This window comes from Streptomyces odontomachi (genome assembly GCF_024435355.1).
GTDB classification, from domain to species: domain Bacteria; phylum Actinomycetota; class Actinomycetes; order Streptomycetales; family Streptomycetaceae; genus Streptomyces; species Streptomyces odontomachi.
The window spans coordinates 110,445-136,196 of the sequence record NZ_JAMJWG010000025.1; the positions used below are offsets into that span (position 1 = coordinate 110,445).

The following is a 25,752-nucleotide window of genomic DNA, read 5'->3' on the forward strand; positions in this document are numbered from 1 at the left end:
CCGGTCCCCCTTCACCGTGAAGCATTTGACAGTGCTTTCAGTTAACGCTCTACTGAAGACGCTTTCACTGGCCGTCCCGGCTGCCTCTGGACTCCCGGGGCTACGCCCTGCCCTCAACACCTCGGATTGGAACGGCGCCATGGCCCCGAATACCTCCAGCACGTCGAAGCGCACCCTGTACCGGCTCACGGGTGTCGCTCCCTCGGTCGACGCGATGTTCGAAGCCCTCGACCATGCTCGCCTTGACGCCGTCCGCGCGGAACTGGGCTTTCCCGAGGCCCGGTTGGGGGTTCCGGCGCTGCTGGTCACCGGCGGCTTCGAGCAGCCGGTCGCCAGTTGGTGTGATGAGGTCAACCGCACCACAGGGTGCGAGGTGTCGCGCTCCGTCAACCGGTCGGCCGGTCTGCTGATGCTCGCGATCGACGGCGCGGTATACGCCATCGGCTACGACCAGGGGTTCCGCCTGGTGCCCGACGACATCAAGGACCGCCGGTTCGGGCTGAGCTTCGTGATCCGCAGGGTGGACCCCGCCCAGATCCGCGACCTGGTCTCCCACACGCCGGGCGGCGGACGGACCGACATCACCCTTGTGCCCGGTGGCACGCCGGTCTGGAGCCTGGGTGTACAGGAGCACGCGCAGATCGTGCGCCGGCTGGGCGGTCGGCTCGATGGCATGCAGCTCACGATCGCCAAGGACGACCGTACGAAGATCTCCAGCGTCGAGGGCGGTACCGGGCTGCGGATGCGGCTCGGCGTCGACGCCACGGACCTGGTCGCGGACATCCGTGCCATCGCCCGTGTCCTGCGGGAGGAGGCCCCGAACCCGGAGCTGGAATTCGTCGAGCACATCGTCCCCGTCAAGGACGCCGACGTCCTCACGCGGCTGGAGGAGCGGCTCGACGCCCTGCTGGGCGAGGAGCCCGACGGGCGCATCGCGGTCGCCGTCCCCTCCGACCACTGGGACGACTACACCGCCGCCCAGCTGTTCGCCACCAGGGTCAACCGCTCGGCGGCCTATCTCACGGACGACTTCAGCCTGGAGTACGTCCTCAACCGGGCACGCGTGCACAGGCCGGGACGACGCCTCGCCGCGCTCCGGGACGGCACCGTCACTCTCTTTTCGCACACCCGAGCGAACAGGGATGACGTTCTGTGGACGTCCAACGTGCTGCGGTGGATCGAAGCCTGGGTGACGCTCGACGGCCGCCGGTTCTTCCTGCTGGACGGGCAGTGGTACGAGATCGGCGAGGCGTACCGGAAGGCCATCCGCTCGCAGATGGAACGGCTCATCACCGGCACACCCTCGGTCGACCTTCCGGCCTGGGTACTCGGCGACACGGAGCGGACGTACAACGAGTCGGTGCCTGACATGCGGCCCGGGTATGTCTGCTTCGACCGTGACAACGTACGAACCGCTCTGCACCGGGGCAACGGCGTGGAGATCTGCGACCTGCTGAGCCCGGACAACGTTCTGATCATGGTGAAGCGGGCCAAGGGCTCCGACGCGCTGAGCCATCTCTTCGGTCAGGCGGTGGTCGCCGTTCAGACCCTGCTGCACTCGCCGGAGGCCATGGACGAGTTCGCCAGGAAGGTGGCCGCTGCCCGGCCCGGCCGGGCTCTGCCGGACGGCTTCCGCCCGTCGAAGGTCGTGTTCGCGATCCTGCTGAAGAGTGGAACCGACCTCACCGCTGACACGCTCTTCCCCTTTTCCCAGGTCACCCTCGTACAGACGGCCAAGACCCTCGCAGCCTGGGGCGTCGAGGTCGAGGTCGTCGGGATCCGGGCCGCAGCGGTGGCTCCGAGCCGAGCGGGAATCCGCCGCCTGGCCGCATAGCGGAGTGTCGGAGGCGTAGGCGCCCAACTCTGCCTTCCGTTCGGCGCCGGCAGGAGGCTTGTCGTCGGACGCAGCATCACGTCTGTCATGGCGGACAACACAGCACCGGCCGATTGTTTCGTCTGCCCACCTCCACGTCCACGTGATCCCTCGCTATCCGGGACTCCGAGCGAATACCCCTGGGACCGGCTCGATCCATGGCCCGAAGCGCCCCGGAGTGGGGAGTCCGAGGCTGCGGCACTGGTGGAACGGTTGGCTTCGGTCGTGCACTGACACAGGGGAATTCGGCACGCGTCACGGGCCCAGCTCCCGGATACAGCGGGCACAGCCCCGTCCCACCCCCGCTGGGTTCCCTCAACCGCCCGCCGGCTCCCCCGTCGGCAGCCCGAGCCGCGTAAGGATCTCGTGGGCCTGCCGCCAGCAGGCCCGCGCCCGCTCGGTCTGCCCCAGCTCGTCCAGGACATCGCCGAGAAAGCGCAGGATCCGGGCCTCCACGGACGCGAACTTGATGTCGCGTACCAGCGCGAGCGCACGCTCCGCCGCACCGACCGCCTCCCGGGGCCGGTCGACCAGGTGCAGCGCGTGTGCGAGGCGGAACAGATGGCCCGCCCGCAGCAGCCGGGGTCCGTCCGGTTCGATCAGGGCCAGGCCCTGGTGGTGGGTGTCGACCGCCTCCTGCGGCCGGCCGAGCTGCCGCAGCACCTGCCCGAGCCGGAGCAGCGAACGCGACCTGGTGAACGGTTCGCCGATCTGCTCGGTGATCGTGAGGTGGTGCTGGGCGGCGGTCAGCAGCGACGCGTCGCCGTCGCCCCGGTCGAGGCGGGCCTGGATGAGGTTGCCCAGCGCGTAGTCCTCGACGCCGCGGTCCTCGATGGCGCGGCTGATCTCGACGGCCTGGCCGAAGTGGTCGATGGCGGTGTCGGGATCGCCCTGGTAGGAGGCGTGGGCGCCGCACACGTTGAACGTCATCGCCAGGGTGACCCCGTCGTAGCCGGCGCGTGCCTGGGAGAGCGCGACGCGGGCGTGCTCGTTCACCTCCCCCCACCGGTCCAACTGCATCAGGGAGCCGGCGAGCATGTAGCGCATCCGCCCCTCGGCCCGCCGGTCACCCACCAGCCGGGCGGCCGCGATGAGGGCGTGGCAGGCCGGCACGGCGTCCTGCCAGCCGAACTGCTCCTCCAGCACCGGGTCGAGCGCCCAGAGCAGGTCGGCGGCGACCGCGGTGAGGGTGGCCGGTCCCCGGGCGGCCACCTGTGCCGTGAGGGCGAGCAGGCCCGGCAGCTCGCCGTGCGCCCAGGCGCGGGCCGCCCCGACGTCGGCGAACGACAGGCCGGGGGCGACGGTGGCGCTGAGCGCGTCGGGGACGGTGTGGGCGGGGCGGATCAGCCGGTAGGCGGTGCGGGCGGTGGCCAGGCAGAGGTCCAGCAGCCGGGTCAGCGCTGCGTCGGCTCCGTCGTCCGCGGTGCCCTCCTGTTCCGCGCGCTGCCGGGCGAACAGCCGCAGCAGGTCGTGGAACCGGTAGCGGTCCGGCGCCGGGGACTCCAGCATGCCGACGTCCACCAGGTGCTCCAGGACGTCCTCCGCCGGGCCCGGGGCCAGGTCCAGGAGGGCAGCGGCGGCGGGCAGGGAGATGTCGGGTGTGTCGGGGAGGGCGAGCAGCCGGAAGGCGCATGCCTGGTCGGTGGTGAGCTGTGCGTAGCCGAGCCGGAACGAGGACTCGACGGCGAGGCTCTCGGCGCGCAGTTGGGCGAGGCGTTGGCGCTCGTCGGACAGCCGGTCGGCCAGGGCGGCGACGGACCAGCCCGGCCGCACCGCCAGCCGGGCGGCGACGACCCGCACCGCCAGCGGCAGCCCGCCGCAGGCCCGTACGACCTCTAACGCCGCGGCCGGCTCGGCGGCGGCGCGTTCCGCGCCGACGATCCTGGCGAGCAGGGCGAGCGCGGGCTCCGGGGTGAACCCGGTGAGGTGGACGCGTCGGGTGGCGGGGAGCGCGGCGAGCCGGGAGCGGCTGGTGACGAGCACGCCGCAGGAGGCGGAGCCGGGCAGCAGCGGGCTGACCTGGTCGGTGTCGTACGCGTTGTCGAGCAGCACGAGGATGCGCCGTCCGGCCAGCAGGGAGCGGTACAGGGCGGCCCGTTCGGCCGGATCGCCGGGGAGTGCGTCGTCGGCGGCGCCGAGGGCGCGCAGGAAACCGGCCAGCACGGTGTGCGGGCTGGCCGGGTTCTCGTCGGCGCCGCGCAGGTCCGCGTACAGCCGGCCGTCGGGGAAGGCTTCGGCCAGCGCGTGCGCGGCCTGCACGGCCAGCGTCGTCTTGCCGACACCGGCCATGCCCACCACGGCCGTGATCGCCGCTGCCGGTGCGTCGGGCGGGGTGCGCAGCGCCGCGCGGAGCTGCTCGATCTCCTCGTCCCTGCCGACGAAGTCGGGTATGGCGCCGGGCAGCTGTTCCGGGCGGACCCGTGCGGCGGTCGAGGGTGGGGTGGCCGGTGCGGGCCCTGCGGCCAGTTCCGGGGCGGCGGCGAGCATCCGGGCGTGCAGGTCCTTCAGCGGGGGGCCGGGTTCCACGCCCAGTTCGGACACCAGGGTGCGCCGGGTGTCGGAGAAGACCGCGAGCGCCTCGGCCTGCCGGCCGCAGCGGTAGAGCGCGAGCATCAGGAACTGGCACAGCCGCTCGCGCAGCGGGTGTTCGGCGACCAGGGCGGTCAGCTCGGCCACCAGCTCGTCCTGGCGGCCGAGGTCGAGTTCCACTTCCAGCCGGGTCTCCAGCGTCCCGAGCCGCGACTCGGCGAGCCGGGACCGTTCGGCTTCGGCGAACGGCCCGGGTATGCCGGTCAGCGTGACCGGCTCCCAGCCGTCGAGTGCGGTGCGCAGCAGCGCCGCGGCCCGCGGCAGGTCGCCGGCGGCGCGTGCCTGCTTCGCCTCGGTGACGTGGTGCTCGCGCACCCGGATGTCCAGGGCGTCCTCGGTGAGGTGCAGCCGGTAGGCCCCGGCCACGGAGACCAGGACGCGCGGGGGCCGGCCGGTCTGCCGGTCCGGTTCCAGCACCTTGCGGAGCCGGGAGGCGTAGGTGCGCAGGATCGGGACGGCGGCGGACGGCGGTTGCTCGCCCCACACCGCGTCGACGAGTTCCTCCGCGGTGACCGCACGCCCGCCCCGCAGCAGCAACGCCACCAGCATGGCGCGCTGCTGCGGCGAGCCGAGCTCCAGCTCCCGTTCGCCCCGCCAGGCCCGCACGGGCCCCAGCACGGTGAAGCGCAGCTCAGGTTCGACCGGGTCGGGCATGGCCTCACGCTAACGCGCGTGTCACGGCCGCACCGGCTTTCACACGGTTCACCCAACCCACCTCCCCAGAACCGCCCCCAGGGGCCGCGCGGCCCCGGTGCCGGGGCTCGGCTCCGCCTCGCTCCGGCCGTCAACTTCGCAGGTAGGAGGCGCCGTTGACGTCGATGATGGTGCCGCTTGCGAAGACCGCTTCCGGGGAGGCCAGCCAGAGCACCGCTGCGGCGACCTCCTCCGGCCGGGCCACCCGCCCGAACGGCGACTGCTGCCGGATCGCCTCGCCCTGCGGCCCGTCCAGGATCTCGCGTGCCATGTCCGTGTCCACGAAGCCCGGTGCGACCGTGGCCACGCTGATGTGCTGCGGGGCGAGCGCCAGCGCCATCGACTGGCCGAAGCCGTTCAGGGCCGCCTTGGACGCGCCGTACGCCGGGTGGTCGGGCTCGCCGCGGAACGCGCCGCGGCTGGAGACGTTGACGATCGTCCCGCCGCCGGCGGCGCTCAGGTGCGGCACCGCGCAGAACGTGGCGTTGGCCGCCCCGGTGAGGTTGGTGGCCAGCGTCGCCGACCACACCTCCTGCCACTGCTCGTACGACGTGCTGAGCGGCGGGTGCGCCAGATAGACGCCGGCGTTGTTGACCAGCACGTCCAGGCGGCCCAACCGCTCGGCCGCGGTGTCCACGGCACGTCGCACCGCGGCCGCGTCGGCCAGGTCGGCCTGGACGACGACGTGCCCGTCGCCGTGCAGTGCGCCGGCCACCTCGCCGGCCTGCCGGGCCGCGCTGTTGTAGTGCACGGCGACCCGGTCCCCGGCCTTCGCGAACGCTTCGGCGACGGCGCGTCCGATGCCCCGGGACGCGCCCGTGACCAGTACCCCTCGTGTCACCCGGCCACCTCGGCGACCCCGGCGAGCAGCCGCTCCACGTCTTCGTCGTTCGAGTACGGGGCGAGGCCGGCCCGGATCGCTCCGGTGTCGCCCAGGCCCAGCCAGCGCGAGGCCTCCAGCGCGTAGAAGTGGCTGGCCGGCGCGTTCACCTTGCGCTCCGCCAGCCGCTGGTACACGTCTGCGCCGGGCACGCCGGCCACGGAGAAGTACGCCGTGGGGGTGCGGCGGGCCGGCGCCCCGTACAGCCGCACGCCGGGGATGCCCGCGAGTCCGGCGAGCAGCTTCCCGAACAGCGCCTCCTCGTGCTGCTCCACCGCGCGCAGCGACTCCAGCAGCCGGGTGCGGCGGTCGGGCGCCGTCGACGCGAGGCCGGCGAGGTAGTCCACGGCCGCCTCGGTGCCGGCGAGGAACTCGTAGGGCAGGGTGCCGAGCTCGAAGCGTTCCGGTACCTGGTCGCTGGAGGCCAGCAGCTTGTCCGGGTGCAGCCCCTCCCACCGGCCCGGATCGGCGACGACCACCCCGTGGTGCGGGCCGAGGAACTTGTACGGCGAGCAGGAGAAGAAGTCGGCGCCGAGCGCGGTGACGTCGACCGGGGTGTGCGCGGCCAGGTGCACCCCGTCGACGTACAGCAGCGCCCCCACCGCGTGGACGGCGTCCGCGATCGCCGGCAGGTCGGGCCGGGTGCCCAGGATGTTCGACGCGCCGGTGACGGCGACCAGCCGGGTGCGGTCGGACAGCTGCTCCCGGACGGCGTCGACGCCCAGCTCGCCGCTCTCCCGGTCGAACCCGGCCCACCGCACCACCGCGCCTGCGGACTCGGCGGCCTGGATCCACGGGCGCACGTTGGAGTCGTGGTCGAGCCGCGTGACGACGACCTCGTCACCGGCGGCCCACCCCCGGGCCAGCGCCCGGGCGACGTCGTACGCGGCCTGCGTCGCCGACCGGGTGAGGACCACCCCGCGCGGGTCGCAGCCGAGCAGGTCGGCGAGGGCCTGCCGGGCGCCGGTGACGATCCGGTCGGCACGGCGCTCGGCGGCCGTCGTCGTGCCCCGGTTGGAGACGCCCGAGCACATCGCCGCCGCGATCGCCTCGGCGACCTGCCGGGGCACCTGGGTGCCACCCGGCCCGTCGAAGTAGGCCACACCGTCCTGGAGGGCGGGGAAGTCGGCACGGATCCTGGAGACGTCGAAACTCATGCGTCCATCCTGCCTCGCCGGGGCCGCGTGCGACCTCGCAGGTCCGGGGCGCCGGGGGCGCGCCCTTCGGTACCGGCCGGGCCGGCGCGTCGGCCGATGCGCCGGGGCCGCGCCATCGATGGCGTCGATGGCACGGCCCGGCTCCGCGCTCTGGCATGCGCGGGGGCCTGTCGGCGGACCTTGCCGCGGTCGGCGGCCACCGACCCGTCACCCGTGTGAACAACCCGGCGGTCCCCTACCCCTAGCGGCCGTAGCCGACCGAGGTGATGTTGGCCTGGACCGAGTTCTCGGTGCTGTCCGACGGGTAGCCGGAGGTCATGACGCCCTCGTAGAAGGTGCCGGCGGAGCCGTTGCTGTTGTCGCCGCCGATGCCGAGGATGATGGCGCCCTCCTTCTTCATCGGGTTGTAGCCCGAGGCGTTGGGGCGCGCGCCGTTGTAGTAGGTCGACAGGCCGCCGGACTGGGCGTCGCCGGCCCGGATGGACCAGTGGTTCGACTCACCCTTGACGATGGCCGTCAGGTAGCGGTGGTTCACGGACGGGTCGTTGGAGTTGTAGCCGGGGTTCACCCCGGAGAACAGGCCGTTCTCGAGGTCGGCCATGACCCAGGGGCCGTTGCCGGTGCCGTAGCCCCAGACCTTGATGTTGCCGAAGTAGATGGCCTCCATGGTGCCGTTGCCGTTGTCCCGGCTGTTGGTCTCGGCGTTGCCGTAGTCGAAGCAGCAGCCGCCGTTGTAGTGCGTCCCGTCCAGGATCGCGTACATGCCCTCCGGCTGGTCGCCGGTCGCGATGCCGTTGGTGTTGTTGTTGCGGTAGCCGGTGCCGGCGGCCACGTAGACGCCGTAGGCCTTGTGGCCGGCGATGGTGATCGGTGCCGCCTTCGCGTCGGCCAGGTTGTCGTAGCCGCCTGCCGCCGGGCCTGAGAAGCCGCCGGGGGGCGCCTGGGTGAGGTCGTTGCCCCGCCCGGTCTGGTCGTAGATCCGCGTGATGACGCACGAGGTGTTGGCACAGAACGAGTCCTGCGCCGAGGCGTCGGGGTAGCCGCCGGCGGTGGTCGGCGGGAAGCTCTTGTAGGTGTTGTCCGAGGCGCGTCGCACCTGGTAGATGGGCCCGGTGTAGGACGAGAAGAGGGCCCGCGTGGTGCTGTGCGCGGCCACGCAGGGTGTGCCGCCGGCGGCGTAGATGTCGCAGGGCAGCGAGCCCGCGGTCACCGCGGTCGTGCCCGCGTGGTGCACGGCGGTGGGCGTGGTCGCCGCCGGCCCGGTGGCGGACGCCTGACCGCCGAAGAGTGCGGCGGCGCTGGCGAGCACGAGCACGGCGAGCGGCTTGGCCCGTCGTATGCCGGTCGGAACGAGAGACATGCGGATCTCCTCGGGAGGCATTGAGTCATGTCCATGTCATTCGTGCGGTCACAGGCCTCCGGGGTCGATCGAAGACCTGCGCCCACGTCCGCGGAGTCCGGGAAGTCTGCGGAGTCCGAACGGGGGCACGACGGGCACGGCAGACAAGCAGGCACAGGGGCACTCGGGAAGGCCAGAAAGGTGCTCGCCCGGCATCTCTGAGTTTCGGTATTTCGAACACTGGTCGGACTCTCGGACAGTCATAGATGATAGAGGGGCCCCGAAGCGTGTCAACACCCCTGGCGCGACCGGGTGACGGGCCCGCCGAAGCGCGGTCCGCTTCGTGCACCGGGTATTGACAGGTTCGGTTCCGACGTCACAATCATGCAGTGTTGTGACCGCTCACACCCGCTGCACGGGCACGCTGCGTGAGCGACAGAGATCCCCCCTCAAGGCAGGCCCCTCAGCCGGCGGTGGCCACTCCCGCCGCTGTTGGTGCCTGGCGGCGCGGTACTCCTTCACCCCACACCGGGAGTCACAGATGTCGTCCGTACACACCTCCACGTTCTCGGCCGGAACGGCGAAGCGATGGCTGCGCACCGGCACGCTCGCGCTCGCCGCCGCCCTCACCGTCGCGACCGCGTCGGCCGTCACCCTGACCACGGCGCCCCCGGCGTCCGCGCTGGGCAACGGCCTGGCCCTGACCCCGCAGATGGGCTTCAACGACTGGAACGCCTACGGCTGCAACGTCACCGAGTCACTGATCAAGTCCACCGCGCAGGCCATGCACGACAACGGCATGCAGGCCGCGGGATACACCTACGTCAACATCGACGACTGCTGGATGACCCACGCACGCGACAGCAACGGCCGGCTGGTCCCCGACTCCGCCAAGTTCCCCGACGGCATCTCGGGCACCGCCGACTTCGTCCACTCGCTCGGCCTGAAGCTCGGCATCTACGAGGACGCGGGCAGCGCCACCTGCGCCGGATACCCCGGCAGCCTCGGCCACGAGACCACCGACGCGCAGACGTTCGCCTCCTGGGGCGTCGACTACCTCAAGTACGACAACTGCAACAACGACGGCTCCTCCGCCCGCACCCGCTACACCGCCATGCGCGACGCGCTGGCCGCCACCGGCCGGCCCATCCTGTTCAGCCTGTGCAGCTGGGGCCAGGAGTCCGTGTGGACCTGGGGCGCCGACATCGGCAACAGCTGGCGCACCACCGGCGACATCCAGGCCAGTTACTCCAGCATGCTGTCCATCTTCAAGGCCAATGTGGGCCTCGCCGGCTACGCGGGACCCGGCCAGTGGAACGACCCGGACATGCTGGAGATCGGCAACGGCAGCATGTCCGTCACCGAGCAGCAGACCGAGTTCAGCCTCTGGGCGGAGATGGCCGCTCCCCTGATCGCCGGCACCAACATCCCCCAGGCGTCGGACACCACGCTCGGCATCCTCACCAACAAGGCCGTGATCGCCGTCGACCAGGACCCGCTGGGCAAGCAGGGCACCGAGGTGTCGTCCGCCGGCGGCCACCACGTGCTGGCCAAGCCGCTGTCCGGCGGCGATGTGGCGGTGGCCCTGTTCAACGAGACCGACTCGACCGCCACCCTCAGCACCACAGCGGCCGCGATCGGCAAGAGCGGCGCCTCCAGCTACCAGCTGACCGACCTGTGGACCGGCGCGACCCGGACCACCGGTGACACCATCAGCGCCTCCGTCCCCGCGCACGGCACCGTCCTGTACCGCGTCAGCGGCGGCACGACCGCGCGCTGACCGGGCGACCACGGCAGGGCCGACCGGCACGGACGGCGACGTCCGCCCGGCACCGGCCGGCCCTGCCCGCCCGACTGCTTCGCCGCCCCGGTCACGGAGCGCAACCCGTCATCCGCCGTATCCGCCGAAGCGTGCGAGCGCCTCCAGGATCACCTGCTGCATCGAGGGGCTGCCGGTGTGCCCCGAGTCGTCGATCACCTTCAGCTCCGCGTCGGGCCAGGCCTTCGCCAGTTCCCACGCGGTCTTCAGCGGGCTGCCCAGGTCGAGCCGGCCGTGGATCAGCACTCCGGGGATGCCGGCCAGCCGGTGCGCTTCCCGCAGCAGTTGGCCGTCCGCCAGCCAGGCGTCGTGCCCGAAGTAGTGCGCGCAGATCCGGACGAACGCCATCGCCGCGTCGTCGGGCCGGTTGCCGTAGGCGCCCGGGTGGCCGAGTGCCTCGTGGGCGATGACGGCGTCCTCCCACGCCAGCCAGTCCCGCACCGCCCTGGCCCGGACCGCCGCGTCGGGGCTGTTCACCAGCCGTCCGTAGGCCACCACGAGGTTGCCGTCCCGGTCCGCCTCCGGAAGGCCGTCACGGAACGCCTCCCAGGCGCCGGGCAGCAGGCGTCCCACGCCGTGGTAGAGCCAGTCGGTCTCCTCGGGCCGGGTCATGGTGACACCCGAGATGACGATCTCGGAGACCCGCTCCGGGTGGCGCTCGGCGTAGGCGAGGATCAACGTCGATCCCCAGGAACCGCCGTACAGCAGCCAGCGTTCGATGCCCAGGTGCGCGCGCAGCCGTTCCATGTCGGCGATGAGGTGGTCGGTGGTGTTGTGCTCGAGGCCGACGGTCGGGTCGGAGGCGTGCGGCCGGCTCTGGCCGCAGCCCCGCTGGTCGGCCTGCACGATCCGGTAGGCCTCGGGGTCGAACAGCCTGGCCCTGCCCCGTGATGTTCCGCTGCCCGGTCCCCCGTGCACGACCAGGGCCGGCTTCCCCTGCGGGTTGCCGCTCTCCTCCCAGTGGATCTCGTTGCCGCCACCGACGTCGAGGAGGCCCTGCGCGTGGGGATCGATGGGCGGGAAGGGCTCGGCCATGGCGGTCTCCTGGGGAAAGGCGGGCGGGCGGCACAACCTCGCGAGGCTAGGGGAGGGTTGCGGCGATGTCGCCCGAGTTTCCGCGCCGCGCCCTGCACCCGACGACCGGCCTAGAATCCCGGGATGGCTCCTGAGCTGCTGGCTCTCACCGTCCTCGGGTCCGCGACGCCGTACCCGGCCGTCGACAACCCGTGCTCCGGCTATCTGGTGTCCGGTGGTGACACCCACGTCTGGGTGGACGCGGGCAGCGGCACCCTCGGCCCGCTCCAGCGCCACGTGAGGCTGGACCGGCTCGACGCGATCTGGATCTCCCACCTGCACGCCGACCACAGCGCCGACCTGCTCACGGCGTACTACGGCGTCCTGTACGCGGACATCCGGCGCGCGGCGCCGATCCCCCTCTACGGCCCGCCGGGCACCGCCGACCGGCTGGCCGGCTTCCTCACCAACACCCCGGCCCGCAGCCCCGTCGAGTCCGCCTTCGCGGTCACCGAGTTGCACGACGGCCACCGGGTGAGGGTCGGCGCGCTGACGCTCACCAGCCGGGCGGTGGCGCACGGCATCCCGGCCTTCGCCCTGCGCGTCGAGGCGGCCGGCGGGTCGCTGGTGTACTCCGGGGACACGGCGCCCTGCCCGAGCCTGACCGAACTGGCCGCCGGCTGCGACGTGCTGCTGTGCGAGGCCGAGAGCGATCGGGCGCCGGTCGACGACGAGCAGGTGCACCACACTCCGGAGGACACCGGCGAGACGGCACGTGCGGCCCGCGCGGGCCGGCTGGTCGTCACGCACGTCGGACGCTCCCTCACCCCGCAGCAGGCGGTCGCGCGTGCCGCGGCGCGGTTCGACGGTCCCGTCGAGTACGCCGCCCCCGGTGCCACTTTCCCGATCGGCCGGAGTGCAACCGGCTCCTGACGGCCGTCATGGCCGTCACGCGACGATGTCAAGGCTCGGTTATCGGCCGTGATCATCAGGCGGTTTGCCCCGGCAGCCGTCCCGGCCCGCCACGAACACCCTGCTGGCCCGGCATGACCTGCGCCGATCCCGCTCGACACACCGTTCGTGGAGCGGCTGAAAGGAAGCCTAGGCCAGCGGCGATACCCGTGCGACCGTCGGTGCATTGCGCGTTTACTCAGGTTTCCCGCGTGATGTCCGCGCCGGTCGCCCCGGCTGGCCTGCTTCTCCGGCTGGGGGTCCGGGGGGTCGTCCCCCGGGAAAATGCAGTACCAGGGGTGCCGTGTGCGCGGCACCAGCGGCGCTTCGGGGGCGATGCCCATGTACCGAGACAATCCGTCCGTCGCGGTGGTCGATGCTCCCGGCGCGGGGTACGTCACCACCACCGACCTGGAAGAGCAGATCATCGCGCCACGCGGCGAGGTCCACCCGTTGATCGTCGCCCAGGACGAACGCGATCGCCTGCACGACCTCGACGCGGAGTACCTCATCCTCTGGCACCGGGTCTCCTTGGACGCGGCCTTCTTCGAGCGGAACAAGACCTGCCGCGCCGTGGTGTGCGCGAGCGTCGGCTACGACCACGTCGACACCGACGCGGCCCGCACCAACGGCATCGCCGTCTACCACGTCCCGCACTACGGCACCGAGGAGGTCGCCGACCACACGCTGGCGCTCTTCCTCGCCCTGGCACGTCGCTTGCAGGGCCTCCAGGAGCATGCGCGCGACGGCGGGTGGGACTGGCGGGTGATCGGTGCGCCGCGCCGGCTGCGGGGCATGGTGTGGGGAGTCGTCGGCCTGGGCCGCATCGGGCTCGCGGTGGCACAGCGGGCGGCCGCGTTCGGCATCCGGGTGGTCTTCCACGACCCGTACAACCACCCCGGCGTCGAGAAGGCCCTCGGCATCGAGCGCCGGCACCAGCTCGACGAACTGCTCCGGGAGTCCGACGTCGTGAGCCTGCACGTGCCGCTCGCGCCGGACACCCGGCACCTGCTGGACGGGGTGCGACTGCACCAGATGAAGCAGGGCGCGATCCTGCTCAACACGGCACGGGGCGGGTTGATCGACGTCGCCGCGCTGCGTGCCGCGCTCGCCGAGGAGCGGCCGGCCCACGTCGGCCTCGACGTGGTGGAGGGTGAGCCGGCGATCCCGCAGTGGCTGCGGAGCCATGAACGGGCACTGCTCAGCCCGCACGCCGCCTTCTACTCGGTCGAGTCCATGGCCGAACTGCGCACCCGGGCCGCGGAAGCAGTGCTCCAGATGATCACCGGCGCTCCGGTCACCTCCGCGTTCCCCGTGGCCTGACCTCCCGGCCGCCCCACCCCCCCCACACGCTCGACCCATACCCCTAGGAAACCAGGATGACCAGCAACATCATCACGCCGAACACCACCAGCGAACCCTGGAACGACTGGCGGTGGCAGCAGCGCAACGCGGTACGCACCTCACGGCAGTTCGAGCAGCGTTTCCCGCGCTGCGACCGGGAGTTACTGGAGCGCATCGACCAGCACACCGTCAGCAGGAGGTTCCAGGTCACCCCGTACTACCTGAGCCTCATCGACAAGGACCCCGACACCGGCGCACCGCTGGCCGAGGACCCGCTGTGGCGGCAGGTCGCCCCGCTCGACGAGGACAGCAGCGACGACCCGTACCGCTACGACGGGAAGACCGAGAACTGGGAACTCGCGCACGAGATGGTGACCCCCATCGCGCAGCGCAAGTACGACAACCGCCTGATCGTGCGCTACGCGAACGTCTGCCACGCCTACTGCCAGTTCTGCTACGAGGCGCTGCGCACCCTCGACAAGGACTCGTCGAAGGAGACCTTCGACCACGACCACTGGCGGGACACCCTGTCCTACCTGGTGCAGCACCCGGAGGTCGAGGAGATCATCCTGAGCGGCGGCGAGCCGCTCATGCACGGCAACGAGCAGATAGACGCCCTGCTGGACGAGGCGCGGCAGGCCCGCCCCGACCTGATCCTGCGCATCCACACCCGTGCGCTGACGTTCAACCCCTACCGGGTCGACCCCGCACTCGTCGCGGTACTGGCCCGGCACGACGTGACCGCGATCGGCCTGCACATCACCCACCCGCACGAGCTCAGCCGCGCGTTCGACACGGCCGTGCGACGGCTGCATGAGGCCGTGCCCATCATCTTCGCCAACGTCCCGCTGCTGGCCGGGGTCAACGACGATCCGGCCACCCTGCGCCGGTTGTGCATGGGGCTGTACCGGCGCGGCGTGCACGCCGGCTACCTGTACCACTTCATGCCGCACAGCCCGGAGTCCGAGTGCTTCCACGTGCCGGTGCAGCGCGGGGTGGAACTGGTGCGCTCGCTGAAGCGGCACATCTCCAACCCGGCCGTCCCCGAGTACGTCCTGCCGCACTCCACCGGCAAGTACACGGTGCCCCTGGTCGACATCGACGCGGCGGACGGCTACCCGCGGCACACCGTCGACGACCACGGCTACCGGGTGCTGGAGCTGGTCAACTGGCAGGGCAAGCGGGTCCACTACCCGGACCGGGACCGGGCATGACCGAGACCGCGGTCCGCTCCTCCCCGGCCCTGCTGGCCGCGGCCCGGCTGGCGAAGACCGTCTCCGGCGACGCGATCCGCCACAACGTGACCGTGCTGCGCTCGGCCGCCGGCGGCCGGCGGATCATGGCCGTCGTCAAGGGCGACGCGTACGGGCTCGGCGCGCCCGCGGTCGGTGAGCTGCTGGTGGCGTCGGGCGTCGACGCGCTTGCGGTGGACACCGTCGCCGAAGGCGTCGCGCTGCGGGAGCACGGCAGCACCGCGCCGCTGCTGGTGATGGACGTCGACGTCGACGAGAACGCCGAGGCGTGCGCCCGGTACCGGCTGACGCCGGCGGTCGCCACCGTCGAGCAGGTGGCACGCCACGAGGCGGTGGCGCAGCGGCGCGGGGCACCCGTGCGCGTGTGGCTGCGGGCCAATGTCGGCTTCAACCGTTTCGGGCCGCGCGAGGAGCGGGACTTCGACGCGGTGCTCGACCGGTTGCGCCAGGCACGCCCCGCGGTGCTCGTGACCGGGTTCTTCGCGCACCTGTCGAGCTCCGCGCACGACGCGGCGGAGACCGTCGAGCAGGCCGCCACGTTCGCGTCCCGCCTCGAGCGGGTGCGTGCGGTGCTCGGTGCGGGCGTCGCGGCCAGTCTTGCGGCGACCCACGGGGTGCTGCACCCGGCGGCGTTGCACGGCACCGACTGGGTGCGCCCGGGCATCGGGCTGTACGGGCTGCTCGTGCCGGCCGGCCGGTCCCTGCCGGGCTGGGACGGCTCCGGGCTGCACCGGCTGCGCCCGGCCGTCACCGTGCGGGCCCGGGTGCTCGACGTCGTCACGCTCACCCGTGCGGAGGGCCTCGGCTACGACCGGGTCGCCGCCGTCGCACCCGGCCGCCGGGTCGCCTCCGTGGCCATCGGCTTCTCGCGGGGCCTGGCCGGGGCGCCCGCCGGGTTCACGGGGCTGCTGCACGGACGCGGCTGCCCGATGGTGGGCCGGCCCGGTATGGACTGCACCCAGTTCGATGTGACCGACGCGCCCGGGGCGCGCCCCGGCGACTGGATGACCTTCATCGGGTCCGAGCCGGACGGCCGCGGCGCGGCACGCACCGCCCAGCAGGTCGCCGCCGAGCTGAACCTGAGCCTGTACGAACTGCTCGCGACGCTGCGGATGCCGGTACGGCTCGACGATTCCGTGGCGGACATCAGGTGAACACATCGGGTGAAGACATCGGGGAGACAAGTGATCAAGGGAGCAATGCCGTGATCGACGACCTGTCCTTGGAACGCGTCCCGCCCCGTGCCGGCGTGCTGCGCTCGGCCGATCAGGTCCCGCCGGGGTCGGTGGAGAGCCTGCTGGGCGAGAGCCTGCGGGGCCCGACGGAGCCGCTGGAACTCAACCCGCACCACCGGACCCTGCTGGCCACCCTCCGCGAGCGCCTCGACCTCGGGCTGCGCGGTGGCGACGAGGACGCCCTGCTCGACGTGCACCGCAGCGCGTACACGGTCTACGAGGCCGTGCTCGGCCACCCGCTGGGCCCCGCCGTGCACGAGCGCAGCGCCTGGTTCAACGCGTTCCGCTCGATCTACGAGGACGCGGTGCTGCGCGGCGACGTCGAGGAGATCACCGACCGGCTGCCGCCCGAGGGGGACGCCACCCGCCCGGACTTCGTGCGGGACTGGTTCCTGACCGAGGCCAAGCAGCGCAACGCGCTGGACCGCACGGTGGAGACCGCGCTGGCCGAGCGGGCAACGCTGGACCAGCTGGCCCGCTTCATCCAGGCCGACGGCTACCTCAACTACCGCTTCTACGACGCCCTCGTGCTGGCCCAGCCGCACTTCATGGAGACCGTCAAGCACGAGATCAGCCAGCACATGTGGGACGAGTGCGGCGAGGGCACCCAACACCGCGCCCACACCCTCCAGTTCACCCGGGGCCTGCGCACCCTGTCGCTGTCGCTCCCGGACGTCCCCCCGTGGGAGGACTGGCGGCCCTACGCCGGCCACAACCTGTACTTCGTGCTCGCCTGCAACCGCCGGCACTACTTCAAGGCGCTCGGCAGCCTCGCCATGCCCGAGCTGTTCGACGTGGACCGTGACGCCGCGGTGGTCAAGGGCCTGGAGCGGCACGGCTACACCGGGTCGGAGGACTTCGAGTTCTTCCACAGCCACATCGAGGGCGACGCCGAGCACGGGCCCGAGTGGCTGGACGGCGTCATCCTGCCCATCGTGGCCGCGGAACCCGACGCGGGCATCGAGCTGATCACCGGTGGCGCGCTGCGGATGCTCGCCATGCGCCGCTACAACGAGTACCTCGCCGAACGGCTCGGCCTCGGCGACCCAGGCACCGCTGCGAGCCCCGGAGCGGCGACGGAAGGACCCGAGTGAGCGCGGACGTGGAGAACCCGTTTCCCTCCCTGGAGATGACCGAGCGTGCCGTCGGCCGGCAGGCCAGGGAACGGTTGAGCACCAACGAGAACGAGTTCGGGCCCGCCCCCGAGGTGGTCGAGGCCATCGCGGCGGCGGCGGCCGAGGTGCACCGCTACCCCGACTGCGACCACCTCGTGCTGCGCGAGCGGCTCGCCGGCCGGCTCGGGGTGTCCCCGGACGGCATCCGGATCGGCTCCGGCGTGGACGGTCTGATCGGCCAGGTCTGCCGTACCTTCCTGGGTCCCGAACGGGACGCGGTGACCAGCGACGCCACCTATCCGACCTTCGGCTACTTCGCCCATGCCGCCGGGGCTGAGGTCCACCAGGTGCCGTACCTGTCGGACGCGCCGAACCTGCGGGCGCTGGTGAAGTGCGCGCACCGCAGGCGGGCCGACGTCGTCTACATCGCCGACCCCGACAACCCCTCCGGCGCCCTGCACGGCCGGACGGCCCTGCTGGCGCTGGCGGACGAACTGCCGGAACACACCGTGCTGGTCGTCGACGGCGCCTACGCCGAATACGCCGCACACGCCGACCCGGCCACCCAGCTGACCGCCGACGACCTGGCGTCCCGTCGCATCCTGTGGCTGCGCACGTTCTCCAAGGCGTATGCGCTGGCCGGGCTGCGGATCGGGTACGCGGTCGGCCAGCCCAGGTTGGTCCGTGCGCTCGCGGACGGTGCCGAGCACTACGTGGTGGGCCGGATCGCGGAGGCCGCGGCGCTCGCCGCGCTCGACGCCGGCGAGCACCTCACCCGGGTGCTCTCCGAGACCGCCGCCGGCCGGGCGCACTACGCCACCGCCTTCGACGAGCTGGGGTTCACCGTGCTGCACGGGCACACCAACTTCGTGACGGTGCGGCTGCCCTCGCCGGCCGACGCCAAGCGGCTCGCCGAGGAGTTGCAGGCGCTCGGCGTCTTCGTACGGCAGCTGGCCGCCGCACCGGGGCTGACCGACTGCCTGCGGATCAGCGTCGGTCCGGCCCGCCAACGTGCCCTCGTCCTGGACGCCGTCGCACGCAGCGGTGTCCGTCCCTCCCCCGTCTCCCCCTAGGGCCTGTCCGGCGGATCTTGCCGCGGTCGCGGGGTTGGCACGCCCTCCCCCACTGCCTTAAAGGCGTGGGAGGTACCCCCAGCGGCGTTGTCGTCGGTTTCCCCCAAGCTCTCAACTTCGTTCGAGCAGGGAGGTACCCCCGTCGCTCCGCGTCGACGCCCTCCTCCGCCTTGCAGCATGGGGGCACCTCCCACGCCTTTAGGGCAGTGGGGGAGCACCAGACCCCGCTCACGTGCACCGATAAGGGAACCGTTACCCGAATGCGGCCTGATCCGCCGGACAGGCCCTAAGCCGAGGAGTCCGCATGGTTCAGCCTTCCGCCGAGCCGACCGCAGTGCAGATCGCCGAATCGGTGTGCCCCGGGCACCCCGACAAGGTCGCCGACCAGATATCGGACAGCGTGCTGGACGCCTTCCTCGCCACCGACCCGTTCGCGCGGGTCAACTGCGAGGTGCTGGTCACCCGGGGAACCGTGGTGGCCACCGGGCAGATCACCTCCACCGCCGACGTGGACGTGGAGGCCACCGTCCGCGGGGTGCTGGATCGGGTGGGCTACCACGACGAGGCACGGCACGGCCTGTCGGCCGAGCGCAGCGAGGTACGCCTGCTGCTGGACCGGCAGTCGCCGGAGATCGCCCACCGGGTCGACGAGGGCGGTGCCGGTGACTCGGGCATCGTCTACGGCTACGCGACCGACGAGACCCCGGAACGGATGCCGCTCAGCTGCGTGCTGGCGCACGACATCGCACGGCGCGTCAGCACCACGCGCGACGACGACGGTGCCCGGCTGCTCGGCCCGGACGGCAAGGTCCAGGTCCAGCTCTCCGGCAGCGCGGCCGACGAACGCACCGGGCAGCAGGCCGTGGTGGTGGTCTCCGCACAGCACCCCGCCGAGCTGGGCCTCGACGAGCTGACCGGGATGGTCGCCGAGAAGCTGGTGGGCCCGGCGCTGCGCGAGCGCGGCGTCGCTCCCGCCCGGGTGTACGTGAACCCGGCCGGCACGTTCGTGGTGGGCGGTCCTTCGGCCGACGCGGGCCTGACGGGCCGCAAGTTGATGGTGGACGCCTACGGCGGCCTGGTGCGGCACGGTGGCGGGTGCTGCTCGGGCAAGGACGCGACCAAGGTCGACCGCTCGGGCGCGTACGCGGCCCGGTACCTGGCGGTGAACCTGGTGGCCGCCGGGCTGGCCCGGCGCTGCCGGGTCGGCCTGGGCTACGCCATCGGCGAGCCGCTGCCGGTCTGGGTGGACGTGGACTTCCTGGGCACCGGGAGCATCGGCGCGGCGCAGGTCGCGCAGGCGTTGCCGAACCTGGTAGACCTCCGGGTGGAGGCCGTGATCGAACGGCTGGGGCTGCGCAAGGTGGCGTTCCTGCCGACGGCGACCTACGGCCACTTCGGCCGGCTCGACACGGCCTTCCCCTGGGACGGGACCGGCCTGGCCGCGGACCTCCAGGCCCATTTCGGTGACACCACGGCACACTGAGTTTTCCCGGGGGACGCTGTGGTCCACAATCGCTCCGCGACGGGCCGGACCCCCGGCCGACTGCATGTCCCGGGGGATGACCCCCGGACCCCCGGCCGACTGCATGTCCCGGGGGATGACCCCCGGACCCCCGGCCGACTGCATGTCCCGGGGGATGACCCCCGGACCCCCAGCCGGAAAAACGGGCCAGTCGGGTGACCGGCGCGGGCATCGCGCGGGAAACCTGAGTAGCTCCAGGCCCGGTCCGGTGACACGACAGCACAGTAAGGGAGACCTATGAGCGACGCGGGCGGGAACTCCGGCACGAACGGGCGGGCCGACGGCGACACGGACGGGTCGGCGGGCAGCGAGGCGGGGTTGAGCACCCTGAGCACCCAGGGTCTCGGTCTGGCCGGCGTGGTCGGCTTCAGCCTCACCCTCCCCGTCACCCGGTACGCCGTGCCCGCGTTCGGTCCGGAGCTGGTGGGGCCGGGGCGGGCCCTGCTGGCGGCGCTGATCGCGGTGCTGCTGCTCGTGGTGCTGCGCCGTCCGGTGTTCCCGCCCCGGCGCTCGCTCGTGTCGGTCGTCGTCGTCGCCATCGGGTCGGTCGTCGGCTTCCCGTTGCTGACCGCGCACGCGCTCAAGTCGGTCTCGGCGAGCCACGCGGCCGTGATGATCGCCTTCCTGCCCGCCGCCACCGCCGTGATGGCGACGGCGCGGGCCAGGGAGAAGCCCACGCTGGTCTTCTGGGCGTGGTGCGGCGCCGGCACCGCGCTCATCGCCGGCTACCTGGCGCTGGGCGCCGACAGCCAGTTCGGCGCCGGTGATGTGGAGCTGATCCTGGCGGTGCTGCTGTGCGCGCTGGGGTACGCGGAGGGCGGGGTGCTGTCCCGTGAAGCGCCCGGCTGGCTGGTCACCTGCTGGTCGCTGATCATCGGGTTCCCCGCCGTCCTCGCCATCGTGCTGGTCACCGGCCTGCCGTCGGAGGCGTCGCTGACCTGGCGCACCGTCGGCGCCTTCCTCTACCTGGCGGTGGGCAGCTCCCTGATCGCCTTCTTCTGCTGGTACCGGGCGCTCGCCGCGGGCGGGGTGGCGAAGGTCGGGCAGATCCAGCTGCTCCAGCCCATCCTCACCATGCTGTTCGCCAGCCTGCTGCTGGACGAGCCGCTCAACGGCGTGATGCTGCTGGTCGGCCTCGGGGTCGGTGGCACGGTCCTCATGGCGCAGCGGACCCGGGTACCTGCTGCTCCGGCGCCGGCTGCGGCCGGGGCGACGGCCGGGAGCGACGACTCCGTAGCATCGCGCCGGACACCGTGAAGGCCACCAGCACGTTGGCCACGAGCGCGAAGACCCCGCTGTTGAGCTGGGCCAGCTCGGTGGGCAGCACCTTCTGGAGGTCCGCCACCGTCACCGCGTTGAAGGCGAAGAGGCTGGCGACGACGACGCCCACCACGGCGCCGACGCCGGCGCCCCAGCGCTCCAGCGGGTTGCGCGGCAACAGGCTGGTGAGCAGGGCCGGCAGCAGCTGCACGATGTAGGAGTAGCCCACGATGAGCAGGCTGACCAGCGTGGAGCCGCCGTAGAACACCAGCAGCGCGGCGGCCGCGACGACGAGGACGACCGCACCGCGTGCGACGCCGGCGAGCTGCCGGTCACCGGTGCCGGGGCGCAGCGGGCGGTACACGTTGTTGGCGAGCAGGGTCCCGGTGGTGGTGGCCAGCACCGCACCGGGCACCAGCGCCGTCAGCAGCCCGGCGGCGCCGACCAGTCCGACCAGCCACGGCGGCAGCGCGTCCTTGACCAGCCGCAGCAGCGCCAGGTCCTGATCGGTGCCGGACAGACCGGGGATCCGGGCGAAGGCGGTGAAGCCGACCAGCAGGGCGAACAGCAGCATCAGGTTGTACAGCGGCAGCAGCACCGCGTTGCGCCGGAACGTCTGCTCGTTGCGGGCCGCGAACGACGCCGTGAACAGGTGCGGCCACATGAAGAACCCGATCGCGCTGATCGTCACGGTGGAGATGAACCAGGTGACGCCGTGTCCGGTGGCCACCCGCAGCGTGGCGTGCCCGGGGTCCTTCAGCTGCACGGCCCGGAACATGCCCTCCCAGGAGCCGAAGTAGTGGTGCGGCAGGTAGACGACCAGCGCGATGACGGTGGCCAGGATGAGGATGTCCTTGATGGCGGCGTTGAGCGCGGCACCCCGCATACCGCCGGCGACCGCGTACGCCACCAGCAGCGCGCAGGCGATGAGCACGGCGGGGGTGCGGCCGAGCCGGCCGTAGGACGCCTCGGAGGCGATGATGCTGATGCCCTGGAGCTGGAGCGTCATGTAGGGGATCATCGCGCCGACGCCGATCACGGTGACCAGCACGCCGAGCACGGGGCTGTCGTACTTGCTGGTGAAGAAGTCGGACTGGGAGATGGCTCCGGTGGCCTTCGCATAGCGCCAGACGACCGGGAGCAGCCAGTAGGACACCACGTAGGCCAGCGGCGAGTAGGCCACCACGTACAGGGCGGCACCGCCCTGCCCGTAGGCCCAGCCGCTGCCGCCGAGGAACGCGAACGTCGTGTAGATCTCACCGGCCAGCAGCAGGAAGATCAACGGTGCGCCGAACCGCCGGCCGCCGATCGACCACTGCTCCAGGTCGACGTTCCGGGAGCGGCTGAGCAGCGCGATGACGAGGGCCACCAGGCAGACGGCGGCCATGCAGACCAGGCCGGCGTTCATGACCGCCGGCCTTCGTCGGCCACTGTCGCAGCGGGCGCGAGCAGGTGGACCAGCCCCATGCAGACGCTGGTCAGCACCGTCCAGGCGCCGATCCAGAAGACCAGGAAGGGCATACCGAGCACGTAGGGCTCCACCTGGTTGACCAGCGGCACGGCGCCGCACATGCCGAGGAACGGGACCACGCTGAGCACCACACGGAGAATCAACAATCCCTTGCTACCGCTGCCGTGACCGCTGCTGCCGCCGCCGCTGCCACGTTCGCTTTCGATGCTGCGCGTCATGAGCCGCCTTCCTGGGGGCACCTCCCACGCCATCGCGGTGTGGGGGAGGTCGGTGGGGCCGATGTGCCGGTCGAATTCACCCTGCCAACGCGCGCTGCGGGTTGACGGTGAGAATCTGTGTCACCTCTTCCGCGTCCAGGCCGGCGTCGGTGAGCGCGCCGGGCAACCGTTCGGGGATGAACGCAAGGCCGGTGCCGCCCGAGGAGCGCAGGTGGTCGGTGCGGAACACGTCGTGCGAGACCAGGACCTTCTCCAGGTGCCCCGCCCGCACCAGCCGCACCATGGCCTCGACACGCGCCCGCAACTGGCCCGCGTCGGTGCACCGGTGGAAGGTGTCGAACTGCACGTACGCACCGCGCCGGGCGATCTCCAGGTGGTACTCGGGCAACGGCACCAGGTCGCAGTGGCCGATGACGACCCGGTGCGGGTCCACGCCCTCCGCGGTCAGGATGTCCAGTTGGGCCAGTCCGACGGGCCAGCGCATGGCATGCGTGGTGATCATGACGCCGGTGCGCAGCTGGGCACGGGCGGCGGCGCGGAAGGAGCGCTCCTCCGCCGCCGAGACGTACCACTGCTCGGCGCCGATCTCCCCGATGACGCCCGCCCTGACCGCCGTGCCGGGAAACCCCTCTTCGAGATCCCTGACCATCAGCTCGGCGATCTCGTCGGCGCTGGTGCGGTCGAACCAGTCGCGGTCCAGGTACGGGTCCCGGTAGTGCCCGGTGCCGAGCACCACATGGGCGCCGGTCTCCTCCGCCAGCCGCGCCAGCGCCAGGACGTTGGCGACCGGCCGGGTGCCCGTGGTGTCCGCCGCCGGACGCCTGCGCTTCGCCCGGTCGTCCAGGACACCGAGCGGATCCGGCGCCGCGCCCTGGGCGATCTCGGCGGGCGTCACGTCCACGATGGTCCCGCCACCCGCCGCCACGAAGGCGCTGACCTCGGCGGACATCACCGCCATGTCATGGAGCAGTCCGGTGGCCCGGTACTCCCGGATCGTGTTGGACAGCAAGTGCTCATGGGGCAGGACGGTGCCCAGGTGTGCCGCCCCCAGCAGACCTGTGGTGGTCATGACATCCAGCACCCTTTCAATCTAGGGCGCACGGTGGGGCGGGGCAATGATGCCGACGGGCTCCTGACGAGGCGTACACACGCCCCGCCGGGCCCGTTATCCGTTCGCATACGGAACGTTACGTGCAGGCGGGCATCCATGGCCCCCGCAGGCAGGTCGGACGAGAGACAGAAGGAGTGGCTGGAAGGCGAGGGACGCACATGGACGCACGTGGAGCCGCACACGCCCGTGGGCTGGTGGTGATGCTGACGGTGGGCCTGTCGGTGATTGCTTGCACGGTCTCCGTGCCCGGCTCCGGAACGGGGGAGGGCCTGCCCGGGTGGTGCGCCGACGGCACTCCCGCGACGAGCACCATGTCCGCCTCCGCGCGGCACCCTGACGGGCCACGCCACGACGACTTCAACGGCGACGGTTATTCCGACGTGGCCCTCCCCGTCCCCAACACGACGGTCGAGCACCTGAAGCAGGTGCCGGTGACCGAACTCGGCACCGGGTACGTGGCCGTCCTGTACGGCTCGGCCTCCGGCCTGCGTGCCTCGTCGAAGCGGCTCATCCACCAGAACGGGCCCGGCATCGTGGGAACCGCCGAGCGCGGGGACGGCTTCGGCACCTCGGTGACCACCGCCGACCTCGACCGCGACGGGTACGCGGACCTGGTCGTCGGTTCCGGGGGTGAGGACTCACCAGTGGATCCCCGGACCAACAACGTGGTGTTCGCGGGGGCGCTCACGGTCGTCTGGGGCGGCCCACACGGCCTGTCGGGTTCCGCCGCGCTGCCCAGCCGCGCAGAGCCGGGTGACGGCGTCGGGTGGACGGTCGTGGCGGGCGACTTCAACGGCGACGGCGCCCCGGACCTGGCGACCCGGATCGGGTCCCACGACGACCTGCGCCTCCTGACCGGTCCGTTCGGCCGCGACGGCACACCGGCCGGCGGCGTACACGACGTGCGGGGACCGAGGAACGCCGGAGGCATCCGGACCATGGCCGCCGGGGACACGAACGGCGACGGCATCACCGACCTCGCTGCCGTCAGCACCGGAGACGGCACCGTCAACGGCCTCGTCCACTGGCCGGGCAGCCACCAAGGCCTCACCTCTGGCACCCTCCTGACCAGGCCCGACGGCTCCCGTGTGGACGTGGCCGGCACCGTCGCCACCGGCGACGTGAACGGCGACGGATACGACGACATCGTCGCCGACGACGACTTCCAGTACGTCGACGCCGACGGCGGCGGAGTGGCGGGGGACGGGGACGTCGACAGGTACGGCAGGGCACATCACGTGCCGAACATCAAGGCGGGCGCCGTCGTCTACGTGCCGGGTGGCGGGAGCGGCCCCGACACCGGGCACATCACCACCTACAACCAGGACACTCCCGGTGTCCCCGGAGTCGCCGAGGAGGAGGAGACGCCCGACGGGGACATGATGGTGTCCGACGACTTCGGCGCCGCCCTCTCCGTGGCTGACATCGACGGTGACGGACTGGCGGACCTCGCCGTCGGCGTACCGAACGAGAACGACGACCGGGGACGTGTCGTCATCATGCGCGGCACAGCACACGGCCCGACCGGGGAGGGCGCACAGACCCTCGGCGAGGGCACCCGCGGTGTGGCGGGCGCCGCCGTGAGCGGCGGTAGGTTCGGGGCGGCGGTCAGGCTCGTCGACACCGGCAACGACGGCCGGGCCGACCTGCTCGTCGGCGCCCCGCAGCAGGGCAAGGGCGCCGAGACCCGCGATGACGTCTCCGGCGCGGCCTGGCAGTTCCTGTCCGCGGCCTGCGGGGTGACCACAAGGAACGCCCTCCACATCACCCCGCGCACCCTGTCCACGCCCACCGGGCACTGGGACTGGATCGGCGCGGACTTCAACTCGTGACGC

17 protein-coding genes and 2 pseudogenes are annotated in these 25,752 nt (G+C 72.1%); 11 read left to right on the plus strand and 8 right to left on the minus strand.

Annotation, left to right across the window (positions count from 1 at the left end; genetic code table 11):
- Nucleotides 1-139: 139 nt before the first annotated feature.
- Nucleotides 140-1,834 carry a TIGR04141 family sporadically distributed protein gene (locus tag NQO67_RS36535; RefSeq protein WP_255954756.1) on the plus strand — a complete coding sequence of 565 codons (1,695 nt, stop codon included), beginning with the start codon at nucleotides 140-142 and terminating at the stop codon, nucleotides 1,832-1,834.
- 354 nt (nucleotides 1,835-2,188) lie between these two features.
- Here the strand turns inward: NQO67_RS36535 and NQO67_RS36540 are convergent, their stop codons facing one another.
- From NQO67_RS36540 to NQO67_RS36555, 4 genes and pseudogenes are all read right to left on the minus strand, one after another.
- The gene (locus tag NQO67_RS36540; RefSeq protein ID WP_255954757.1) at nucleotides 2,189-5,116 is read right to left on the minus strand and encodes an AfsR/SARP family transcriptional regulator; all 2,928 of its coding nucleotides are present in this window, start codon (nucleotides 5,114-5,116) and stop codon (nucleotides 2,189-2,191) included.
- A 130-nt stretch (nucleotides 5,117-5,246) separates the two neighbouring features.
- Nucleotides 5,247-5,996, minus strand: coding sequence for an SDR family NAD(P)-dependent oxidoreductase (locus tag NQO67_RS36545; RefSeq protein ID WP_255954758.1), 750 nt, complete (start codon nucleotides 5,994-5,996; stop codon nucleotides 5,247-5,249).
- Nucleotides 5,993-7,192: a cysteine desulfurase-like protein gene (locus NQO67_RS36550; protein ID WP_255954759.1), complete on the minus strand. Its 1,200-nt coding sequence runs from the start codon at nucleotides 7,190-7,192 to the stop codon at nucleotides 5,993-5,995. The genes NQO67_RS36545 and NQO67_RS36550 overlap by 4 nt, the downstream gene beginning before the upstream one ends.
- Before the next feature lie 250 nt (nucleotides 7,193-7,442).
- Nucleotides 7,443-8,552 (minus strand): annotated as a pseudogene (locus NQO67_RS36555) (arabinofuranosidase catalytic domain-containing protein); the annotation flags it as partial.
- A gap of 520 nt (nucleotides 8,553-9,072) precedes the next feature.
- On the opposite strand from NQO67_RS36555, the pseudogene NQO67_RS36560 reads away from it, so the two are divergent.
- A pseudogene (locus NQO67_RS36560) lies at nucleotides 9,073-10,299 on the plus strand (glycoside hydrolase family 27 protein); the annotation flags it as partial.
- 120 nt (nucleotides 10,300-10,419) lie between these two features.
- Here the strand turns inward: NQO67_RS36560 and pip are convergent.
- Nucleotides 10,420-11,385 (minus strand): prolyl aminopeptidase, encoded by a 966-nt coding sequence (gene pip, locus NQO67_RS36565; protein WP_255954760.1) that lies wholly within the window; start codon nucleotides 11,383-11,385, stop codon nucleotides 10,420-10,422.
- A gap of 123 nt (nucleotides 11,386-11,508) precedes the next feature.
- Here pip and NQO67_RS36570 point away from each other — a divergent pair, with 123 nt between their 5' ends.
- From NQO67_RS36570 to NQO67_RS36605, 8 genes are all read left to right on the plus strand, one after another.
- Complete coding sequence (locus tag NQO67_RS36570) at nucleotides 11,509-12,297, plus strand: MBL fold metallo-hydrolase (RefSeq protein ID WP_255954761.1); 789 nt, start codon at nucleotides 11,509-11,511, stop codon at nucleotides 12,295-12,297.
- A gap of 360 nt (nucleotides 12,298-12,657) precedes the next feature.
- On the plus strand, nucleotides 12,658-13,638 hold the full coding sequence (locus tag NQO67_RS36575; RefSeq protein WP_255954762.1) for a C-terminal binding protein: 981 nt from the start codon (nucleotides 12,658-12,660) through the stop codon (nucleotides 13,636-13,638).
- Between the two features lie 56 nt (nucleotides 13,639-13,694).
- On the plus strand, nucleotides 13,695-14,873 hold the full coding sequence (locus NQO67_RS36580) for a KamA family radical SAM protein (RefSeq protein WP_255954763.1): 1,179 nt from the start codon (nucleotides 13,695-13,697) through the stop codon (nucleotides 14,871-14,873).
- Nucleotides 14,870-16,066 (plus strand): alanine racemase, encoded by a 1,197-nt coding sequence (gene alr / locus NQO67_RS36585; RefSeq protein ID WP_255954764.1) that lies wholly within the window; start codon nucleotides 14,870-14,872, stop codon nucleotides 16,064-16,066. The genes NQO67_RS36580 and alr overlap by 4 nt, the downstream gene beginning before the upstream one ends.
- Before the next feature lie 50 nt (nucleotides 16,067-16,116).
- Nucleotides 16,117-17,241, plus strand: coding sequence for an iron-containing redox enzyme family protein (locus NQO67_RS36590; RefSeq protein ID WP_255954765.1), 1,125 nt, complete (start codon nucleotides 16,117-16,119; stop codon nucleotides 17,239-17,241).
- The gene (locus tag NQO67_RS36595; RefSeq protein WP_255954766.1) at nucleotides 17,238-18,335 is read left to right on the plus strand and encodes a pyridoxal phosphate-dependent aminotransferase; all 1,098 of its coding nucleotides are present in this window, start codon (nucleotides 17,238-17,240) and stop codon (nucleotides 18,333-18,335) included. Before NQO67_RS36590 ends, NQO67_RS36595 begins: the two co-directional genes overlap by 4 nt.
- Before the next feature lie 304 nt (nucleotides 18,336-18,639).
- Nucleotides 18,640-19,818 carry a methionine adenosyltransferase gene (gene metK / locus NQO67_RS36600; protein ID WP_255954767.1) on the plus strand — a complete coding sequence of 393 codons (1,179 nt, stop codon included), beginning with the start codon at nucleotides 18,640-18,642 and terminating at the stop codon, nucleotides 19,816-19,818.
- A gap of 276 nt (nucleotides 19,819-20,094) precedes the next feature.
- Entirely contained in the window at nucleotides 20,095-21,114 is a 1,020-nt protein-coding gene (locus NQO67_RS36605; protein ID WP_255954768.1) for a DMT family transporter, read from the plus strand.
- On the opposite strand, the gene NQO67_RS36610 is transcribed toward NQO67_RS36605, so the two are convergent.
- The 3 genes from NQO67_RS36610 to NQO67_RS36620 all read right to left on the minus strand — a co-directional run bounded on the left by NQO67_RS36610 (nucleotide 21,014) and on the right by NQO67_RS36620 (nucleotide 23,875).
- Nucleotides 21,014-22,525 (minus strand): sodium:solute symporter family protein, encoded by a 1,512-nt coding sequence (locus tag NQO67_RS36610; protein ID WP_255954769.1) that lies wholly within the window; start codon nucleotides 22,523-22,525, stop codon nucleotides 21,014-21,016. The two genes, NQO67_RS36605 and NQO67_RS36610, sit on opposite strands and share 101 nt — an antisense overlap.
- Nucleotides 22,522-22,806 carry a DUF3311 domain-containing protein gene (locus NQO67_RS36615; RefSeq protein WP_255954770.1) on the minus strand — a complete coding sequence of 95 codons (285 nt, stop codon included), beginning with the start codon at nucleotides 22,804-22,806 and terminating at the stop codon, nucleotides 22,522-22,524. Before NQO67_RS36615 ends, NQO67_RS36610 begins: the two co-directional genes overlap by 4 nt.
- 76 nt (nucleotides 22,807-22,882) lie before the next feature.
- Nucleotides 22,883-23,875: a phosphotriesterase family protein gene (locus NQO67_RS36620; RefSeq protein WP_255954771.1), complete on the minus strand. Its 993-nt coding sequence runs from the start codon at nucleotides 23,873-23,875 to the stop codon at nucleotides 22,883-22,885.
- A gap of 200 nt (nucleotides 23,876-24,075) precedes the next feature.
- On the opposite strand from NQO67_RS36620, the gene NQO67_RS36625 reads away from it, so the two are divergent.
- Nucleotides 24,076-25,749: an FG-GAP-like repeat-containing protein gene (locus tag NQO67_RS36625; RefSeq protein WP_255954772.1), complete on the plus strand. Its 1,674-nt coding sequence runs from the start codon at nucleotides 24,076-24,078 to the stop codon at nucleotides 25,747-25,749.
- The last annotated feature ends 3 nt before the right edge of the window (nucleotides 25,750-25,752 follow it).